21 protein-coding genes are annotated in these 15,760 nt (G+C 40.8%); all 21 read left to right on the forward strand.

Going from position 1 to position 15,760, the window contains the following annotated elements:
* Window position 1 precedes the first annotated feature (1 nt).
* The 21 genes from rpsH (at window position 2) to rplM (ending at window position 15,744) form a co-directional block, all read left to right on the forward strand.
* Window positions 2-403 (forward strand): 30S ribosomal protein S8, encoded by a 402-nt coding sequence (rpsH, locus tag DXB77_RS01940; protein ID WP_021944972.1) that lies wholly within the window; start codon window positions 2-4, stop codon window positions 401-403.
* 887 nt (window positions 404-1,290) lie between these two features.
* A complete protein-coding gene (gene rplF, locus DXB77_RS01945) occupies window positions 1,291-1,830 on the forward strand; it encodes a 50S ribosomal protein L6 (RefSeq protein ID WP_021944971.1) in 540 nt (179 codons plus the stop codon).
* 17 nt (window positions 1,831-1,847) lie between these two features.
* Window positions 1,848-2,216: a 50S ribosomal protein L18 gene (gene rplR / locus DXB77_RS01950; protein ID WP_008402729.1), complete on the forward strand. Its 369-nt coding sequence runs from the start codon at window positions 1,848-1,850 to the stop codon at window positions 2,214-2,216.
* A gap of 19 nt (window positions 2,217-2,235) precedes the next feature.
* Window positions 2,236-2,745: a 30S ribosomal protein S5 gene (rpsE, locus tag DXB77_RS01955; RefSeq protein ID WP_008402728.1), complete on the forward strand. Its 510-nt coding sequence runs from the start codon at window positions 2,236-2,238 to the stop codon at window positions 2,743-2,745.
* Between the two features lie 14 nt (window positions 2,746-2,759).
* Complete coding sequence (gene rpmD / locus DXB77_RS01960) at window positions 2,760-2,942, forward strand: 50S ribosomal protein L30 (RefSeq protein ID WP_008402727.1); 183 nt, start codon at window positions 2,760-2,762, stop codon at window positions 2,940-2,942.
* A gap of 24 nt (window positions 2,943-2,966) precedes the next feature.
* Window positions 2,967-3,407, forward strand: a complete 441-nt coding sequence (rplO, locus tag DXB77_RS01965) for a 50S ribosomal protein L15 (protein WP_117807169.1) — start codon at window positions 2,967-2,969, stop codon at window positions 3,405-3,407.
* 2 nt (window positions 3,408-3,409) lie between these two features.
* Entirely contained in the window at window positions 3,410-4,723 is a 1,314-nt protein-coding gene (gene secY / locus DXB77_RS01970; RefSeq protein ID WP_117807170.1) for a preprotein translocase subunit SecY, read from the forward strand.
* Between the two features lie 170 nt (window positions 4,724-4,893).
* On the forward strand, window positions 4,894-5,538 hold the full coding sequence (locus DXB77_RS01975) for an adenylate kinase (protein WP_021944968.1): 645 nt from the start codon (window positions 4,894-4,896) through the stop codon (window positions 5,536-5,538).
* Window position 5,539: 1 nt separating this feature from the next.
* Window positions 5,540-6,307: a type I methionyl aminopeptidase gene (map, locus tag DXB77_RS01980; RefSeq protein ID WP_021944967.1), complete on the forward strand. Its 768-nt coding sequence runs from the start codon at window positions 5,540-5,542 to the stop codon at window positions 6,305-6,307.
* 49 nt (window positions 6,308-6,356) lie between these two features.
* Window positions 6,357-6,575 carry a translation initiation factor IF-1 gene (gene infA, locus DXB77_RS01985; protein ID WP_008402721.1) on the forward strand — a complete coding sequence of 73 codons (219 nt, stop codon included), beginning with the start codon at window positions 6,357-6,359 and terminating at the stop codon, window positions 6,573-6,575.
* A 179-nt stretch (window positions 6,576-6,754) separates the two neighbouring features.
* The gene (rpmJ, locus tag DXB77_RS01990; RefSeq protein ID WP_015533797.1) at window positions 6,755-6,868 is read left to right on the forward strand and encodes a 50S ribosomal protein L36; all 114 of its coding nucleotides are present in this window, start codon (window positions 6,755-6,757) and stop codon (window positions 6,866-6,868) included.
* 245 nt (window positions 6,869-7,113) lie between these two features.
* Complete coding sequence (gene rpsM / locus DXB77_RS01995; protein WP_021944966.1) at window positions 7,114-7,482, forward strand: 30S ribosomal protein S13; 369 nt, start codon at window positions 7,114-7,116, stop codon at window positions 7,480-7,482.
* Between the two features lie 112 nt (window positions 7,483-7,594).
* Complete coding sequence (rpsK, locus tag DXB77_RS02000) at window positions 7,595-7,990, forward strand: 30S ribosomal protein S11 (RefSeq protein ID WP_008402719.1); 396 nt, start codon at window positions 7,595-7,597, stop codon at window positions 7,988-7,990.
* Between the two features lie 19 nt (window positions 7,991-8,009).
* The gene (gene rpsD / locus DXB77_RS02005; RefSeq protein ID WP_008402717.1) at window positions 8,010-8,603 is read left to right on the forward strand and encodes a 30S ribosomal protein S4; all 594 of its coding nucleotides are present in this window, start codon (window positions 8,010-8,012) and stop codon (window positions 8,601-8,603) included.
* A 129-nt stretch (window positions 8,604-8,732) separates the two neighbouring features.
* On the forward strand, window positions 8,733-9,689 hold the full coding sequence (locus tag DXB77_RS02010; protein WP_008402715.1) for a DNA-directed RNA polymerase subunit alpha: 957 nt from the start codon (window positions 8,733-8,735) through the stop codon (window positions 9,687-9,689).
* Window positions 9,690-9,761: 72 nt separating this feature from the next.
* Window positions 9,762-10,298 (forward strand): bL17 family ribosomal protein, encoded by a 537-nt coding sequence (locus DXB77_RS02015; RefSeq protein WP_008402714.1) that lies wholly within the window; start codon window positions 9,762-9,764, stop codon window positions 10,296-10,298.
* 70 nt (window positions 10,299-10,368) lie between these two features.
* The gene (locus DXB77_RS02020; protein ID WP_118662529.1) at window positions 10,369-12,297 is read left to right on the forward strand and encodes an energy-coupling factor transporter ATPase; all 1,929 of its coding nucleotides are present in this window, start codon (window positions 10,369-10,371) and stop codon (window positions 12,295-12,297) included.
* 108 nt (window positions 12,298-12,405) lie between these two features.
* The gene (locus tag DXB77_RS02025; RefSeq protein WP_118662530.1) at window positions 12,406-13,206 is read left to right on the forward strand and encodes an energy-coupling factor transporter transmembrane component T; all 801 of its coding nucleotides are present in this window, start codon (window positions 12,406-12,408) and stop codon (window positions 13,204-13,206) included.
* 15 nt (window positions 13,207-13,221) lie between these two features.
* Window positions 13,222-13,959, forward strand: coding sequence for a tRNA pseudouridine(38-40) synthase TruA (gene truA, locus DXB77_RS02030; protein ID WP_118662531.1), 738 nt, complete (start codon window positions 13,222-13,224; stop codon window positions 13,957-13,959).
* Entirely contained in the window at window positions 13,952-15,097 is a 1,146-nt protein-coding gene (locus DXB77_RS02035; protein ID WP_118662532.1) for a glycoside hydrolase family 3 N-terminal domain-containing protein, read from the forward strand. The genes truA and DXB77_RS02035 overlap by 8 nt, the downstream gene beginning before the upstream one ends.
* A 212-nt stretch (window positions 15,098-15,309) precedes the next feature.
* Window positions 15,310-15,744 (forward strand): 50S ribosomal protein L13, encoded by a 435-nt coding sequence (gene rplM, locus DXB77_RS02040; RefSeq protein WP_008402709.1) that lies wholly within the window; start codon window positions 15,310-15,312, stop codon window positions 15,742-15,744.
* Window positions 15,745-15,760: the final 16 nt, after the last annotated feature.

Here is a 15,760-nt window from a genome sequence, read left to right on the forward strand (position 1 = left end):
TATGTCAATGAGCGATCCAATAGCAGATATGCTTACAAGAATTCGTAATGCTAACACAGCAAAACATGATACAGTAGAAATCCCTGCTTCAAAGATGAAAAAGGCTATTGCTGACATCCTTTTATCAGAAGGATATGTTCAGGCAGTAGACATTATCGAAGATGGTAAGTTTGAGACAATCAAAATTACATTGAAGTATGGTGCAGATAAGAACGAGAAGATCATCACAGGCCTTAAGAGAATCTCTAAGCCAGGTCTTCGTGTATATGCAAGCAAGGATGAGCTCCCAAGAGTACTTGGTGGACTCGGAACTGCAATTATTTCAACAAACAAAGGTGTACTTACTGACAAGGAAGCAAGAAAGCAGAATGTTGGTGGCGAAGTATTAGCATTTGTTTGGTAGGCATTGAGCACTTAGTGAGCACAAGCTGAAAGCGCCGTGCGAAGTTAGTGCGAAAGCCCATCCCGAGACTTAACGAATACGAGTCGAAGACGATGGATGAGTTTAGTTCGAGTGGATGTCATTAGAGCACTTAGTGAGCACAAGCTGAAAGCGCCGTGCGAAGTTAGTGCGAAAGCCCATCCCGAGACTTAACGAATACGAGTCGAAGACGATGGATGAGTTTAGTTCGAGTGGATGTCATTAGAGCACTTAGTGAGCACAAGCTGAAAGCGCCGTGCGAAGTTAGTGCGAAAGCCCATCCCGAGACTTAACGAATACGAGTCGAAGACGATGGATGAGTTTAGTTCGAGTGGATGTCATTAGAGCACTTAGTGAGCACAAGCTGAAAGCGCCGTGCGAAGTTAGTGCGAAAGCCCATCCCGAGACTTAACGAATACGAGTCGAAGACGATGGATGAGTTTAGTTCGAGTGGATGTCATTAGAGCACTTAGTGAGCACAAGCTGAAAGCGCCGTGCGAAGTTAGTGCGAAAGCCCATCCCGAGACTTAACGAATACGAGTCGAAGACGATGGATGAGTTTAGTTCGAGTGGATGTCATTAGAGCACTTAGTGAGCACAAGCTGAAAGCGCCGTGCGAAGTTAGTGCGAAAGCCCATCCCGAGACTTAACGAATACGAGTCGAAGACGATGGATGAGTTTAGTTCGAGTGGATGTCATTAGAGCACTTAGTGAGCACAAACTGAAAGCACCGTGCGAAGTTAGTGCGAAAGCTGATAAAACAATCCCTCCGGCATCATTTCCTGAAAAATACCGGAGGTTAAAGCCTGCATGGATACACTCCATGCAGCACAAATACAAATAATATAAATTTTAAGGAGGAAGGCGAAATGTCACGTATCGGAAGAATGCCTATCGCTGTACCTGCAGGAGTGACTGTAGATATCGCAGAAAATAATAAAGTGACTGTTAAAGGACCAAAGGGAACACTTGAGAGAGTTCTCCCAGCAGAAATGGATATTAAGTTAGAAGCTGATGTAATCACAGTTTCAAGACCTAATGATTTAAAGAAGATGAAGTCTTTACACGGACTTACCAGAACACTTATCCACAACATGATCATTGGTGTTACAGAGGGTTATGTTAAGGATCTGGAAGTAAACGGTGTAGGTTATAGAGCTCAGAAGCAGGGCAATAAATTAGTTCTTGCTCTTGGTTATTCACATCCAGTTGAGATGGTTGACCCAGAAGGTATCGAAGTAAAGGTTGATGGTAACAAGATTTCAGTTGTTGGTATTGACAAGGAAAAAGTTGGTCAGTATGCAGCAGAGATCAGAGAAAAGAGAGCACCGGAACCTTACAAGGGCAAAGGTATCAAGTATGTTGACGAGACTATCAGACGTAAAGTTGGTAAGACTGGTAAGAAATAATAAAGGAGTGAGATAAGATGGTTAATAAAGAATCAAGAAGCGAAGTTCGTATTAAGAAGCATATGCGTGTTCGTAATCATTTAGCTGGAACAGCAGATAGACCACGTTTAGCGGTTTTCAGAAGTAATAATCATATGTACGCTCAGATTATTGATGATTCAGTTGGAAACACAATTGTAGCAGCATCAACAGTAGAGAAGTCAATCAAGGAAGCACTTGAGCAGACAGATAATGTAGATGCAGCAGCATACGTTGGTAAAGTTGTTGCTGAAAGAGCACTGGAAAAGGGAATCAAGACTGTTGTATTTGACAGAGGAGGATTCATCTACCAGGGTAAGGTTCAGGCATTAGCAGATGCAGCAAGAGAAGCTGGTCTAGAATTCTAAGAAGGAGGAAGAACAACATATGAAGCGTGAAATAATTGATGCTAGTAAATTAGAATTAGAAGATAAAGTAGTAGATATCAAACGTGTAACTAAGGTTGTTAAGGGCGGACGTAATTCTAGATTTGCATGTCTTGTAGTTGTTGGTGACAAAAACGGTCATGTAGGCGTAGGCGTTGGTAAGGCTGTAGAAATTCCTGAAGCTATCCGTAAGGGTAAGGAAGATGCAGCTAAGCACCTTGTTACAGTTCCTGTAAATGAAAACGGAAGTATCCCATATGATTGGAACGGAGAATTTGGTAGTGCAACAGTATTGCTTAAGTCAGCTCCAGAAGGTACTGGTATTATCGCCGGTGGTCCTGCTCGTAACGTACTTGAGCTTGCTGGATACAAGAATATCCGTACAAAATCCTTAGGATCAAACAACAAACAGAACGTAGTTCTTGCAACAATCAAAGGTCTTTCAGAGATCAAGACTCCGGAAGAGATCGCAAGACTTCGTGGAAAATCTGTTGATGAGATACTTAACTAAGGAGGTATTATAAGATGGCAGATAAGTTAAAAGTTACTTTAGTAAAATCACCAATCGGATGCGTACCAAAGCATAAGAGAACTGTAGAAGCATTAGGTCTTAAGAAGGTAAACAAGTCAGTTGAACTTCCTAACAATGCTGCAACTCTTGGTATGGTTAAGCAGGTTAGTTATTTAGTAAAGGTAGAAGAGATTTAATTATATTTGAAGGAGGTGCAGGTCGTGAATTTATCAACATTAAAGCCAGCAGAAGGTTCTAAGCATAGTACTAATTTCAGAGTAGGCCGTGGTCATGGTTCAGGAAATGGTAAGACTGCAGGTAAGGGCCATAAGGGTCAGAAGGCACGTTCAGGATCACCTAGACCAGGATTTGAAGGCGGACAGATGCCTTTATATAGAAGAATCCCTAAGAGAGGATTTACATGTATCAATCACAAAGATATCGTTGCAATCAATGTTTCAGTTCTTGATCGTTTCGAGGATGGAGCAGAGGTTACAGTAGATACACTTGTTGAATGCGGTATCGTAAAGAATCCACGTGATGGAGTTAAGATTCTTGGAAATGGAGAGTTAACAAAGAAGCTTACAGTTAAGGCAAATGCTTTTTCAAAGTCAGCAGCCGAGAAGATTGAAGCTCTTGGCGGAAAAGCAGAGGTGATCTAATAATGTTTAAAACCTTTATCAACGCATTCAAAGTAAAGGAATTAAGACAGAAATTATTATACACATTCTTTGTTCTCATAGTAGTCAGGCTGGGAAGCCTGATTACTGTACCGGGAATCCGTGCAGATGCAATTAAAGAATATCTAAGTAACGCACTTGGAGATTCCTTCAATCTGTTCAGCTCATTCACCGGAGGATCGTTCGATCAGATGTCAATATTTGCATTGAACGTAACACCATATATTACATCTTCCATTATCATCCAGCTTCTTACCATAGCAATTCCAGCTCTGGAAGAAATGCAGAAAGATGGTGAAGACGGAAGAAAGAAAATTACAGCAATTACCCGTATCTTAACGATTGGTCTTGCAATTCTGGAAAGTGCAGGTCTTGCGATCAATTTCGGAAGAAAAGGATTCATGGACAGCTACAATTTCTGGACAGTGCTTTCAATGATCGTTATCCTTACAGGTGGTAGTGCATTTGTAATGTGGCTTGGCGAACGTGTAACAGATCGTGGTGTGGGAAATGGTATTTCCATTATCCTGTTGATCAACATCGTATCAACCATGCCAAATGATTTCAAGAATATTTACACACAGTTCATCAAAGGCAAAGATGCAGTCAGAATGTGTCTGATCGCACTTCTGGTTGTTGCAATTGTTGTATGTGTAACCATTCTTGTATGTATGCTTCAGGGAGCTGAAAGAAAGATTCCTGTACAGTATGCAAAGAAAGTTCAGGGTAGAAAGCAGATGGGAGGTCAGTCCTCCAACATTCCACTTAAGGTAAATACAGCAGGCGTTATTCCTGTAATCTTCGCTTCTTCACTGATGGCGATTCCTTCTATTATAACGAGTTTATTTGGAAAGAGTCCATCCGGTGTTGGTGCTAAGATCCTTCAGGGAATGAGCCAGTCATACTGGTTTAATCCGAACTATCCTTGGGGATTCCTTGGATTGGCAGTATATATCTTACTGGTATTCTTCTTCGCGTATTTCTATACAGCAATTACCTTCAATCCGATGGAGATTGCAAATAACATGAAGAAGAGCGGTGGTTTTGTACCGGGTATTCGACCAGGTAAGCCAACCCAGGACTATTTAAATAAAATACTGAACTATATTATATTTATCGGAGCAGTTGGTCTTTTGATCGTTGCGATGATTCCTATGTTCTTCAACGGATTTTTCAGTGTAAATGTTTCATTCGGTGGAACATCCATCATCATCGTAGTTGGTGTTGTAATTGAAACCATGAAGAGTCTGGAATCACAGATGTTAGTAAGACATTATCAGGGATTCTTATTAGATTAATTGTAAGATACAGATATAAAAAACACGAAAAATGGGAGTGTACACTTGTGCACTTCCTATTCGTGTATTATAGTATAAGTATCTATGGCTTGTTCATTTGGAGGACGGCTGATAACAGGAGGGATTGCAATGAACGTATCCCGCAGGAAAATAAAAAATGGAGGTTATATATGAAGATAATTATGTTAGGTGCGCCAGGCGCAGGCAAAGGTACACAGGCTAAAATGATCGCTGAGAAGTACGGAGTACCACATATCTCAACAGGAGATATTTTCAGAGCAAACATCAAGAACGGAACAGAACTCGGAGCAAAGGCAAAAGAATATATGGATAAGGGACTTCTTGTTCCGGATGAATTAGTTGTAGATCTGGTAATTGACAGATTCAAAGCAGACGACTGCGCAAAGGGATATATCCTTGATGGATTTCCAAGAACTATTCCACAGGCAGAGGCACTTGACAAAGCATTATCAGCAATCGGTGATTCTGTAGACTATGCGATCAACGTAGAAGTACCGGATGAGAATATCGTTCGCAGAATGTCCGGAAGACGTGCATGCGTTGGCTGTGGTGCAACATATCATATTGTATATAACCCTACAAAAGTGGAAGGCAAATGTGATGTATGTTCATCCGATCTTATCTTAAGAGATGACGATCAGCCGGAAACAGTATTAAACAGACTGAAAGTATATCATGAGCAGACACAGCCATTGATCGATTTCTATGCTAAGAAAGGAATCCTGAAAGAAGTTGATGGAACAATGGATATGAATGATGTATTTGCAGCAATCGTTAAGATTTTAGGTGAATAAAATGGCAATATCTATAAAATCTGAGAGAGAAATTGAATTGATGAAAGAAGCCGGCAGAATTCTGGCTCTCACACATGAGGAGCTGAAGAAGGCGATCAAACCGGGAATCACAACCTATGAGATCGATAAACTTGGTGAAGAAGTGATCAGAAGCTATGGCTGTATTCCTTCCTTCCTGAATTATAACGGTTATCCGGCATCTATCTGTGTATCCGTGAATGAGGAAGTTGTTCATGGTATACCATCAAAGACAAGATTTCTGAAAGAGGGCGACATAGTAAGTCTTGATGCAGGCGTTATCTATGAAGGATATCACTCCGATGCAGCAAGAACTTATGGAGTAGGAAAGATTTCGCCGGAAAATGAGCATCTGATTGCAGTTACAAAGCAGAGCTTTTTCGAAGCAATGAAGGTTGCTGTTCCGGGAAATCATATTCGAGATATCGGAAGGGCTGTAGAGCAGTATGTTTTGAAATTTGGATATGGAATCGTAGAAGATCTGGTTGGACATGGTGTTGGAGCAAATCTTCATGAGGATCCGGAAATACCGAATTTTGAAACAATCAAAAAAGGACCAAAGCTGAAACCGGGAATGACGATCGCAATCGAACCGATGATAACAGCAGGTGATTATGAAGTAGACTGGCTGGATGATGACTGGACTGTCGTAACCGTGGATGGTTCCAATGCAGCACACTATGAGAACACGATCCTTATTACAGAGGACAAACCGATTATCTTGTCGCAGGCAGAAGGATTGGAATTATAGAAAATAAAAAATGAATTCAAAATCTCAAGGATTTTAAGGAGGATTAAAAATGTCAAAGGCAGACGTAATTGAAGTAGAAGGAACAGTAATCGAGAAGTTACCAAATGCAATGTTTCAGGTAGAGATCGAGAATGGTCATAAGGTTTTAGCACACATTAGTGGTAAGCTCAGAATGAATTATATCAAGATCCTTCCGGGTGATAAGGTAACAATTGAATTATCACCATACGACCTGACAAAGGGAAGAATTGTTTGGAGAGATAAATAAATTCTTCTATATAAAGAGGTATGTAATGAACATCCTGTAAAGATATTCCCTTTATAGGATGTGATTTATCATAATAATCCCATTAATATGAAAAAAATAGAAAATGGGACTTGCATTCTATTGTGAAAAATGATAGAATGCTTATTCGTAGCGGACTTTTTTTGAAAGGAGATTTTCTAATGAAGGTTAGAGCATCAGTAAAACCTATATGCGATAAGTGCAAAGTTATCAAGAGAAAGGGTATCGTTAGAGTTATCTGCGAGAATCCAAAGCACAAACAGCGTCAGGGTTAATCAAAAAAAGAAACTGGGTATCCGGATGATAGCCCATCCATATGATATCTTGTTTTTTAAGTATCAACACACACGGATGTGTTGTAAATTTTAAAAGCGGCTGTAGCATAATCATTATATGCTAGTAAAAATAAAAAAACAGGCAGCGAGATGGAAACATATGCATTTCACCTCAGCATTTTTATGTTGAGATATGTCGAGATCCGATATGCCGGACAGAAGAATTTTTACGGAGGTTAATTAGAATGGCTCGTATTTCAGGTGTTGATTTACCAAGAGACAAGCGTGTTGAGATTGGTCTTACTTATGTATATGGTATAGGTTTGACATCTTCACAGCGTATCCTTAAGGAAGCAAATGTTAATCCTGACACACGTTGTAATGATTTAACTGATGATGAAGTAAGAAGAATCAGCGAAGTAATCAATGCAACACAGACTGTTGAAGGAGATTTACGTAGAGAAGTAGCGCTTAACATCAAGCGTTTACAGGAAATTGCATGCTACCGTGGTAAGCGTCATAGACAGGGACTTCCTGTTCGTGGACAGAAGACAAAGACAAACGCAAGAACACGTAAGGGACCTAAGAAGACAGTAGCAAACAAGAAGAAATAATACTGTTTTCATTTGTTCTTATATATAGTAGAAGATAAGAGATCTTCTGCACCGGGCAGAAGATAAAGTACATTTGTATAAATTTGGAAAACCATAGGAGGTTTAAGAGTTAATGGCTAAGCAAGTTACTAAAAAAGTGGCTAAGAAGCGTGTCAGAAAGAGTGTTCAGCACGGACAGGCTCATATTCAGTCATCTTTCAATAATACAATCGTTACATTAACAGACGCTGAAGGTAATGCACTTTCATGGGCAAGTGCTGGCGGTTTAGGATTCAAGGGTTCTAAGAAGTCAACACCATATGCTGCTCAGATGGCTGCTGAGACAGCTGCAAAGGCTGCTGCTCCTTACGGATTAAAGACTGTTGATGTTATGGTAAAAGGCCCAGGCTCAGGTAGAGAAGCAGCTATCCGTGCTCTCGCAGCTTGCGGTATCGATGTTGTAAGTATCAAAGACGTTACACCAGTTCCACATAATGGTTGTCGTCCACCAAAGAGAAGAAGAGTCTAATTAGGAGGTACAGAGTAAGATGGCAGTAGATAGAACCCCAGTTCTTAAGAGATGCAGATCTTTAGGCATGGAGCCAATGTATCTCGGAATTGACAAGAAATCAAATAGAAAATCAACAAGAGCAAACAGAAAAGTAAGTGAGTATGGTTTACAGCTTCGTGAAAAGCAGAAGGCTAAGTTCATTTACGGTGTATTAGAGAAGCCTTTCCGTAACCTTTACGCTAAGGCAGAGCAGCAGAAGGGCTTAACAGGTCCTAACCTTATGACATTACTTGAGTTAAGACTTGATAATGTTATCTTCAGATTAGGTTTTGCAAGAACAAGAAGAGAAGCAAGACAGATTGTAGATCACAAGCATGTACTTGTTAATGGAAAGAGTGTTAACATTCCTTCATACCAGGTAAAGGCCGGAGACAAGATCGAGATCAGAGAGAAGAGCAAATCCTTACAGAGATATAAGGATATCATTGCTGCAACAGAAGGACATTTAGTTCCAGGTTGGTTAACCGCTGACAGAGAAAACCTTTGTGGAGAAGTAGTTGAGAAGCCAAACAGAGAGCAGATCGATGTTCCTGTAAACGAGACCCTTATTGTCGAGTTATATTCCAAGTAATAAGAATAAATATGATCATCCGTACATCCATCCGGGATTTACCCGTGTGGATGTCTGGATGCAGAATATATTTATGATATTTGCAAAGTTGGAGTATACCAGTTAATTACCCATAAAGGAGGGGCTTAAATGTTTGAGTTTGAGAAACCAAAAATTGAGATAGTTGAGATTTCAGATGATAACAAGTATGGTAAGTTTGTAGTAGAGCCTTTAGAGAGAGGCTATGGTACAACCCTTGGTAATTCATTAAGAAGAATTATGCTTTCTTCATTACCTGGTACAGCAGTAACACACGTTAAGATTAAAGGTGTTTTACATGAGTTCAGTTCTATTCCCGGAGTAAAGGAAGATGTAACTGAGATCGTTATGAATATCAAGTCTTTAGTAATAAAGAACAATTCATTAACAAATGAGCCGAAGCAGGCTTATATCGATGTAGCTGGTGACTGTGTTGTCAGAGCATCCGATATTCATGTAGACGGCGATATCGAGATCATCAATCCTGATCTTGTAATTGCAAATCTTAGTGGCCCGGATGCAAGACTTGAGATGGAACTCACCATCGGCAACGGCAGAGGCTACGTTGGTTCTGATAAGAATAAAGAAGCAGATGCACCGATTGATGTCATCGCTATTGATTCTATATATACACCGGTTGAGAGAGTTAATCTTACAGTTCAGAATACTCGTGTTGGTCAGGTTACAGATTATGATAAGCTGACACTTGATGTATTTACAAATGGTGCTATCGCACCGGATGAGGCTGTCAGCCTCGCTGCAAGAGTCCTTGTAGAACATTTGAACCTGTTCGTTGATCTGTCTGAGAACGCAAAATCCGTTGATGTGATGGTTGAGAGCGTAACAGATGAGAAGGAAAAGGTTCTGGAAATGAATATTGATGAGCTTGAATTATCAGTTCGTTCATACAACTGCTTAAAGAGAGCCGGTATCAATACAGTTGAAGAATTGATCAATAAGACTCCGGAGGATATGATGAAAGTTCGTAACCTCGGTCGTAAGTCATTAGATGAAGTATTGGCTAAGCTGAAAGAATTAGGCTTATCACTGAATGACAGTGAGGAATAATACTTTTTACCACTCAAGCCGAATAATAGTAAGCACAGTGAAGACCCGCAAGGGTAAGGAGGATAAATAAAAATGGCAATGTATAGAAAACTTGGAAAAGCAAGCGCACAGAGAAATGCATTACTTCGTAACCAGGTAACACAGTTATTATACCATGGTAAAATCAGAACAACAGAAGCTAGAGCTAAGGAAGTTGTTAAGATTGCAGAGAAGCTTATCACATTAGCAGTTAAGGAAAAGGATAACTACGATGAAGTTACCGTTACCGCTAAGGTTGCTAAGAAAGATAAAGATGGTAAGAGAGTGAAGGAAGTCGTTGATGGTAAGAAAGTTACTGTATATGATGAAGTAGAAAAGACCATCAAGAAGGATCAGCCTTCAAGACTTCATGCAAGAAGAGAAATGCTTAAGGTATTATATCCGGTTGTTGAAGTTCCTACAGATGCTGCCGGAAAGAAAGCCGGTACAAAGAAAGTTGATTTAACAAGCAAGTTATTCGATGAGTACGGTACAAAATACGCAGGACGTAAGGGTGGTTACACAAGAATCATCAAGATTGGTCAGCGTAAGGGCGATGCTGCAATGGAAGTTATTCTTGAGTTAGTATAATTATAAACATAAGGGCTGTCAGGTACATGTATGTGTATTTGGCAGCTTTTTTATTTCTAGGAGCGTGTACATGAGTTTTATTCAGGTGAGAAAGCTTGGACATAAATTTAATATCAAGGACAAGGATGGAAATGTTACAGGTGAGAAATGGGCTGTGAAGGATATGGATTTTGATGCCCATAAGGGACAGATCATTGCCGTTCTTGGACGTAACGGTTCGGGAAAGTCAACATTTGCCAGACACCTGAATGGCTTATATGCACCAAATCAGGGAATGGTATGGATACAGGGAGATTCTGATGTATTAGATACGAGCCGGGAAGGTGATCTGCTGGCCATCCGTCGTGCAGTCGGGATGATCTTTCAGAATCCGGATAACCAAATGGTAGGAAATACGGTTGCGGAAGATGTAGGATTTGGTTTGGAAAATCTGGGCTTCCAGGCAGAGGAGATATGGGAGCGAATCAACGAAGTACTTCGATTGACAGGGATGGAGGCCTATCTGGAACGAAATGTATCACATCTAAGCGGTGGACAGAAGCAAAGACTGGCAATCGCATCTGTGATGGCCATGTCACCGGAATGTATCGTTATGGATGAAGCAACTGCCATGCTCGATCCTGTGGGAAGCAGACAGATACTTGATACCTTATATCATTTGAACCGGGAGTTTGGCATCACGGTCATTATGATCACACATCGAATGGAGGAAACGGTTCGGGCAGATCAGATCTATGTAATGGATGATGGAAATGTAGAGTTGATTGGCGCACCATATGAGATTTATCCACAGGTAGAGAAGTTAGAGCAGCTTGGTCTAGACAGTTTATTGCCATATAAGCTGTTGCATGAGTTGAAAGTAGATTATTCCGATGATAAGAAATTTGTCGAAAATTTGGATGAAGATGCAAAAAGTGCATTGGTTGATAGAAAAGAGGGGCTTTTGTCGGTACAGGATGCTGTGGACAGGATAAAGGCATGTTTGCGTGATGGAAAATCTTTTGTAAACAGACAAGAAGCAGCAGAACATTTTAATTCGGCACAGAAAGATATATCATTAAGTAAAAATGAGGATGGAATACATGAGGATATCCTTGATAATAGAAATAACATGGATAGAGAAGAACACAATGGTATGTTATTGGATGCCGGGATAAAAAAAGATATCTTGGTCGAGGCGGATAAGCTGGAGTATGCGTATAAGGATGGTGCGGTACAGGTTCCTGCAGTAGAGCAGGTGTCATTTCAAATCAGAAAAGGAGAGATCCTTGCGGTGGCAGGACAGACCGGTTCTGGAAAAAGTACGCTGTTATATATGCTAAACGGTATTTATCGTCCGATGGGAGGAACACTTAAGGTTGATGGAATTGATGTAGGAAAGACGAAGAATCTGAAAGAATTACGGAAGAAGATTGGATTTGTGTTTCAGTATCCGGAGTATCAGTTATTTGAAAGTACGGTGTTAGCGGATGTAATGTATGGCGCATTGAACTTCGGCATGTCGAAAGCAGAAGCAGAACAGGCGGCAAGGGAAGCATTGGCACTTGTGAATATATCAGAGGAATATTTTGAATATTCTCCGTTTGACCTTTCAGGCGGACAGAAGAAGAGAGTAGCGCTTGCAGGAATCCTCGCATATAAGCCGGAGATTCTTATTCTCGATGAGCCGGTTGCAGGCATGGACCCGAAATCCAAACGGGAATTATTTGCACTGATCCACAGGCTGCATGAAGAACGGAATATAACTGTGATCTTCGTATCACACGACATGAAGGATGTGTATGAGATTGCAGATCGTATTCTGGTTATGGGACAGGGAAAGCTGGTCTATGATGGAGCTGTAGAGCAGGCATTTGGAACGCCGGAGATGGTAGAAAAACTGGGCTTGGAGATGCCGGAAATGGCGATGTTCAGGGAGGCATTACTGCCGGAGATAAGACTCACAGCAAGAAGCATGGCGGGCGTGATTGAGGAACTTAGTGGGCTAAAGAATATATAAGAAGAGATATAAAATTAATGAAGCTATAGAGATTGATGGTGACATTTCAAAAACATGAACACAGCATGAGAAAGTGGATAGTTATCAGATAATATAGAGGAAAGAAGCATGGTAAGAGACATTACGATCGGACAATATTATAATACCAGATCACCGATTCACGAGCTGGATGCCAGAACAAAACTGGTGCTCACGATCGTATATGCGGTTACGATCTTCTGGTGCAAGGATTTGTGGACTTTTCTTGCTGCAACAGCATTTCTTATTGTGTATGTGGCATTAAGCCGTGTTCCGATTCCTTTTGTCTGCCGGGGACTTAAGGTTGTCTTGGCATTTATATTATTTACAGCATTTTTCAGTCTGTTTAATGGTGACGGAAGGGTTCTGGTCAGCATCTGGAGATTTCATATCACGACCGGCAGCTTAAAGACGACTGGAATTGTAGTATTTCGTTTCGTGTATCTGATCATTGGTTCATCGATCATGACATATACAACGCTTCCATTGGCACTCACGGCAGGTTTAGAGAAACTGTTTGGATTTCTGAAGATCTTTCGTGTTCCGGTATCGGATATGGCATTGATGCTTTCAATCACGCTTCGATTTATTCCGATCCTTATGGAAGAACTGGACAAAATTATGAAAGCACAGCTTTCGCGTGGAGCCGATTTTGAAAATGGAAATATTTTCAAACGGATACGAAGTTATACTCAGATATTTATTCCGTTATTTGCATCTGCGATCCGACGTGCAACCGATCTGGCATATGCGATGGACGCCAGATGTTATCACGGAAGCGAATGCCGTACCAGCATGAAACCGTTGAGATATAGTAAAAAAGATGCATTTGCATATGGTCTGCTGGTGGTATATGTGGTAGGATTGATTTTGATGAAGATATATCTATAATAGGAAACCGGGAAAATGAAACGAGTAAAATTAATAGTAGCCTATGATGGTACGAACTATCATGGCTGGCAGGTACAGGACAATGGAATAACGATAGAGGAAGTGCTGAACCGGACGATCAGCGAACTGGTGCAGGAAGATATCAAGGTGATCGGAGCCAGCAGGACAGATGCTGGTGTACATGCCTGTGGAAATGTGGCAGTATTTGACACTGAATCCCGGATACCGGGGGATAAGTTTTCCTTTGCATTAAATCAGCGGCTTCCGGAGGATATCCGGATTCAGGAATCCTGCGAGGTGGATGCGGACTTTCATCCAAGGTATGCAGATACAGTGAAAACTTATGAATATAATATATTGAACCGGCGGTTTGAATTGCCGTCAAAACGGTTATATGCGTCATTTTGCTATTATCCGATGGATATAGAGCGGATGAATCAGGCGGCTGCTTATCTGGTTGGTGAGCATGATTTTAAGAGCTTCTGTTCGGCAGGCGCACAAGTACAGACGACGGTTCGGACGATATATGCAGTAAATGTGACGAAAGAGGATGACATGGTTCATATCAGGATCACGGGAAATGGTTTCTTATATAACATGGTAAGGATCATTGCAGGAACTCTGATGCAGGTCGGAACCGGACTGATGGAGCCTGAACAGGTGAAGGGGATCCTGGAAGCGAGAGACCGGAGCAAGGCAGGACCGACCGCAGTTGCGAAAGGCTTGACACTGGTGGAGATCCGATATGAATAAAAGAATCGTTTGTATATGTATGGGTGTGCTTTTATGTCTGACTATTATATGTACGGACACAGGCACAGATGTACATGCCGGATATTATGAAGATAATGACAAATATATAGAACAACGTGTAGCTGACAGGATGAAGAAAATGAGCTGGGAGGAGAAGATAGCCCAGATGATCCTTGTGAAGGCTCCTGCTAAAAATGCAGCAAATATCCAGAAGCAATATCAGTTTGGCGGATATGTTTTGTTTGGGGAAGATTTTGCAAACAGTACTCCTGATACATTACGAAACAGAATTTATGGAATTCAAAAGGCGTCAAAGATTCCGATGTTGATTGCAGTGGATGAAGAAGGCGGAACTGTTGTAAGGGCATCCAGATACCGCCAGTTCCGATCCACGTCATATGCATCACCGAGAGCGGTTTTTTCTGCAGGTGGATGGAATGGCATTGTAAAAGACACGAAGAATAAAGCAAAATTTCTGAAAAAGCTTGGAATCAATACAAATCTTGCACCGGTTGCTGATGTTGCATATGACTCGGGTAACTTCATTTATAATAGAAGTTTTTCTACAAATGCAGCGGATGCTTCCAGATATATCAATCTTGTGGTGAATAACATGAAACAGGAGGATATGATCAGCTCATTAAAACATTTTCCGGGCTATGGAAATAATGGAGATACGCATACGAATCTGATTCATGATTACCGAAGTTATAACAGTTTTAAAAAACGTGATCTGAAGCCATTTCAGGCGGGAATCCGGTCGGGATGTGATATGATTATGGTAAGCCATAATATTGTACATTGTTTTGATTCTAAAAATCCGGCATCTATATCACCGAAGGTAAACAAATACATTAGAAATACAATGGGATTTAAAGGTGTGATCGTTACGGATTCGTTGTCGATGGCAGGAGTACGGAGCTTTACCGGAAGTGAGGGTGAGAGTGCTGTCAGAGCAGTTCAGGCAGGAGACGATCTTCTCTGCACGGAGCATTATAAAGAAACATATCAGGCATTGCTTCGGGCTTACAAGACAAAACGGATATCGAAAAAACGGATCAATGCATCTGTCAAAAGAATTCTCATGATGAAATACCGTCGTGGTCTGAACGGAAGATTTGCGGTCAGACGCAGATAGCATATTTGAATGCGAAATGGCAGATGAATGCTGAAAAATAAAGAAAAACGCCTGAAAAAATAAAGAAAGTTTATTGACACACACGGATGAGTATTGTATAATGTCCAAATGTGTGAAGTTTAAAGATACGGTGTGAACCAATGCCCCGGTAAACAACGTATTTGAGGATATACCATATTAATATTTTAGAAAATAATTTAGGAGGTACCACGATGAAGAGCTTTATGGCAAGCCCATCAACAATAGAAAGAAAGTGGTATGTAGTTGACGCTACAGGACATACTTTAGGACGCTTATCATCAGAGATAGCAAGCATTTTAAGAGGAAAGAATAAGCCAACATTTACACCACATATCGATACAGGTGATTATGTAATAGTAGTAAACGCAGACAAGATCAAGGTTACCGGTAAGAAGATGGATCAGAAGATCTACTACAACCACTCAGATTATGTAGGCGGAATGAAAGAGACTACATTAAAAGAGAAGATGGCTAAGAAGCCAGAGGATGTTATCCGTTTAGCAGTTAAGGGAATGCTTCCAAAGGGACCACTTGGAAGAGACATGATTACAAAGCTTTATGTATACGCTGGACCTGATCATAAGCAGCAGGCTCAGAAGCCAGAAGTTTTAGAGATTAAGTACTAAGAAGGAGGATATCATC

Origin of the sequence: Clostridium sp. OM05-9, from assembly GCF_003481465.1 — a bacterium.
Classification (GTDB): Bacteria; Bacillota; Clostridia; order Lachnospirales; family Lachnospiraceae; genus Coprococcus; species Coprococcus ammoniilyticus.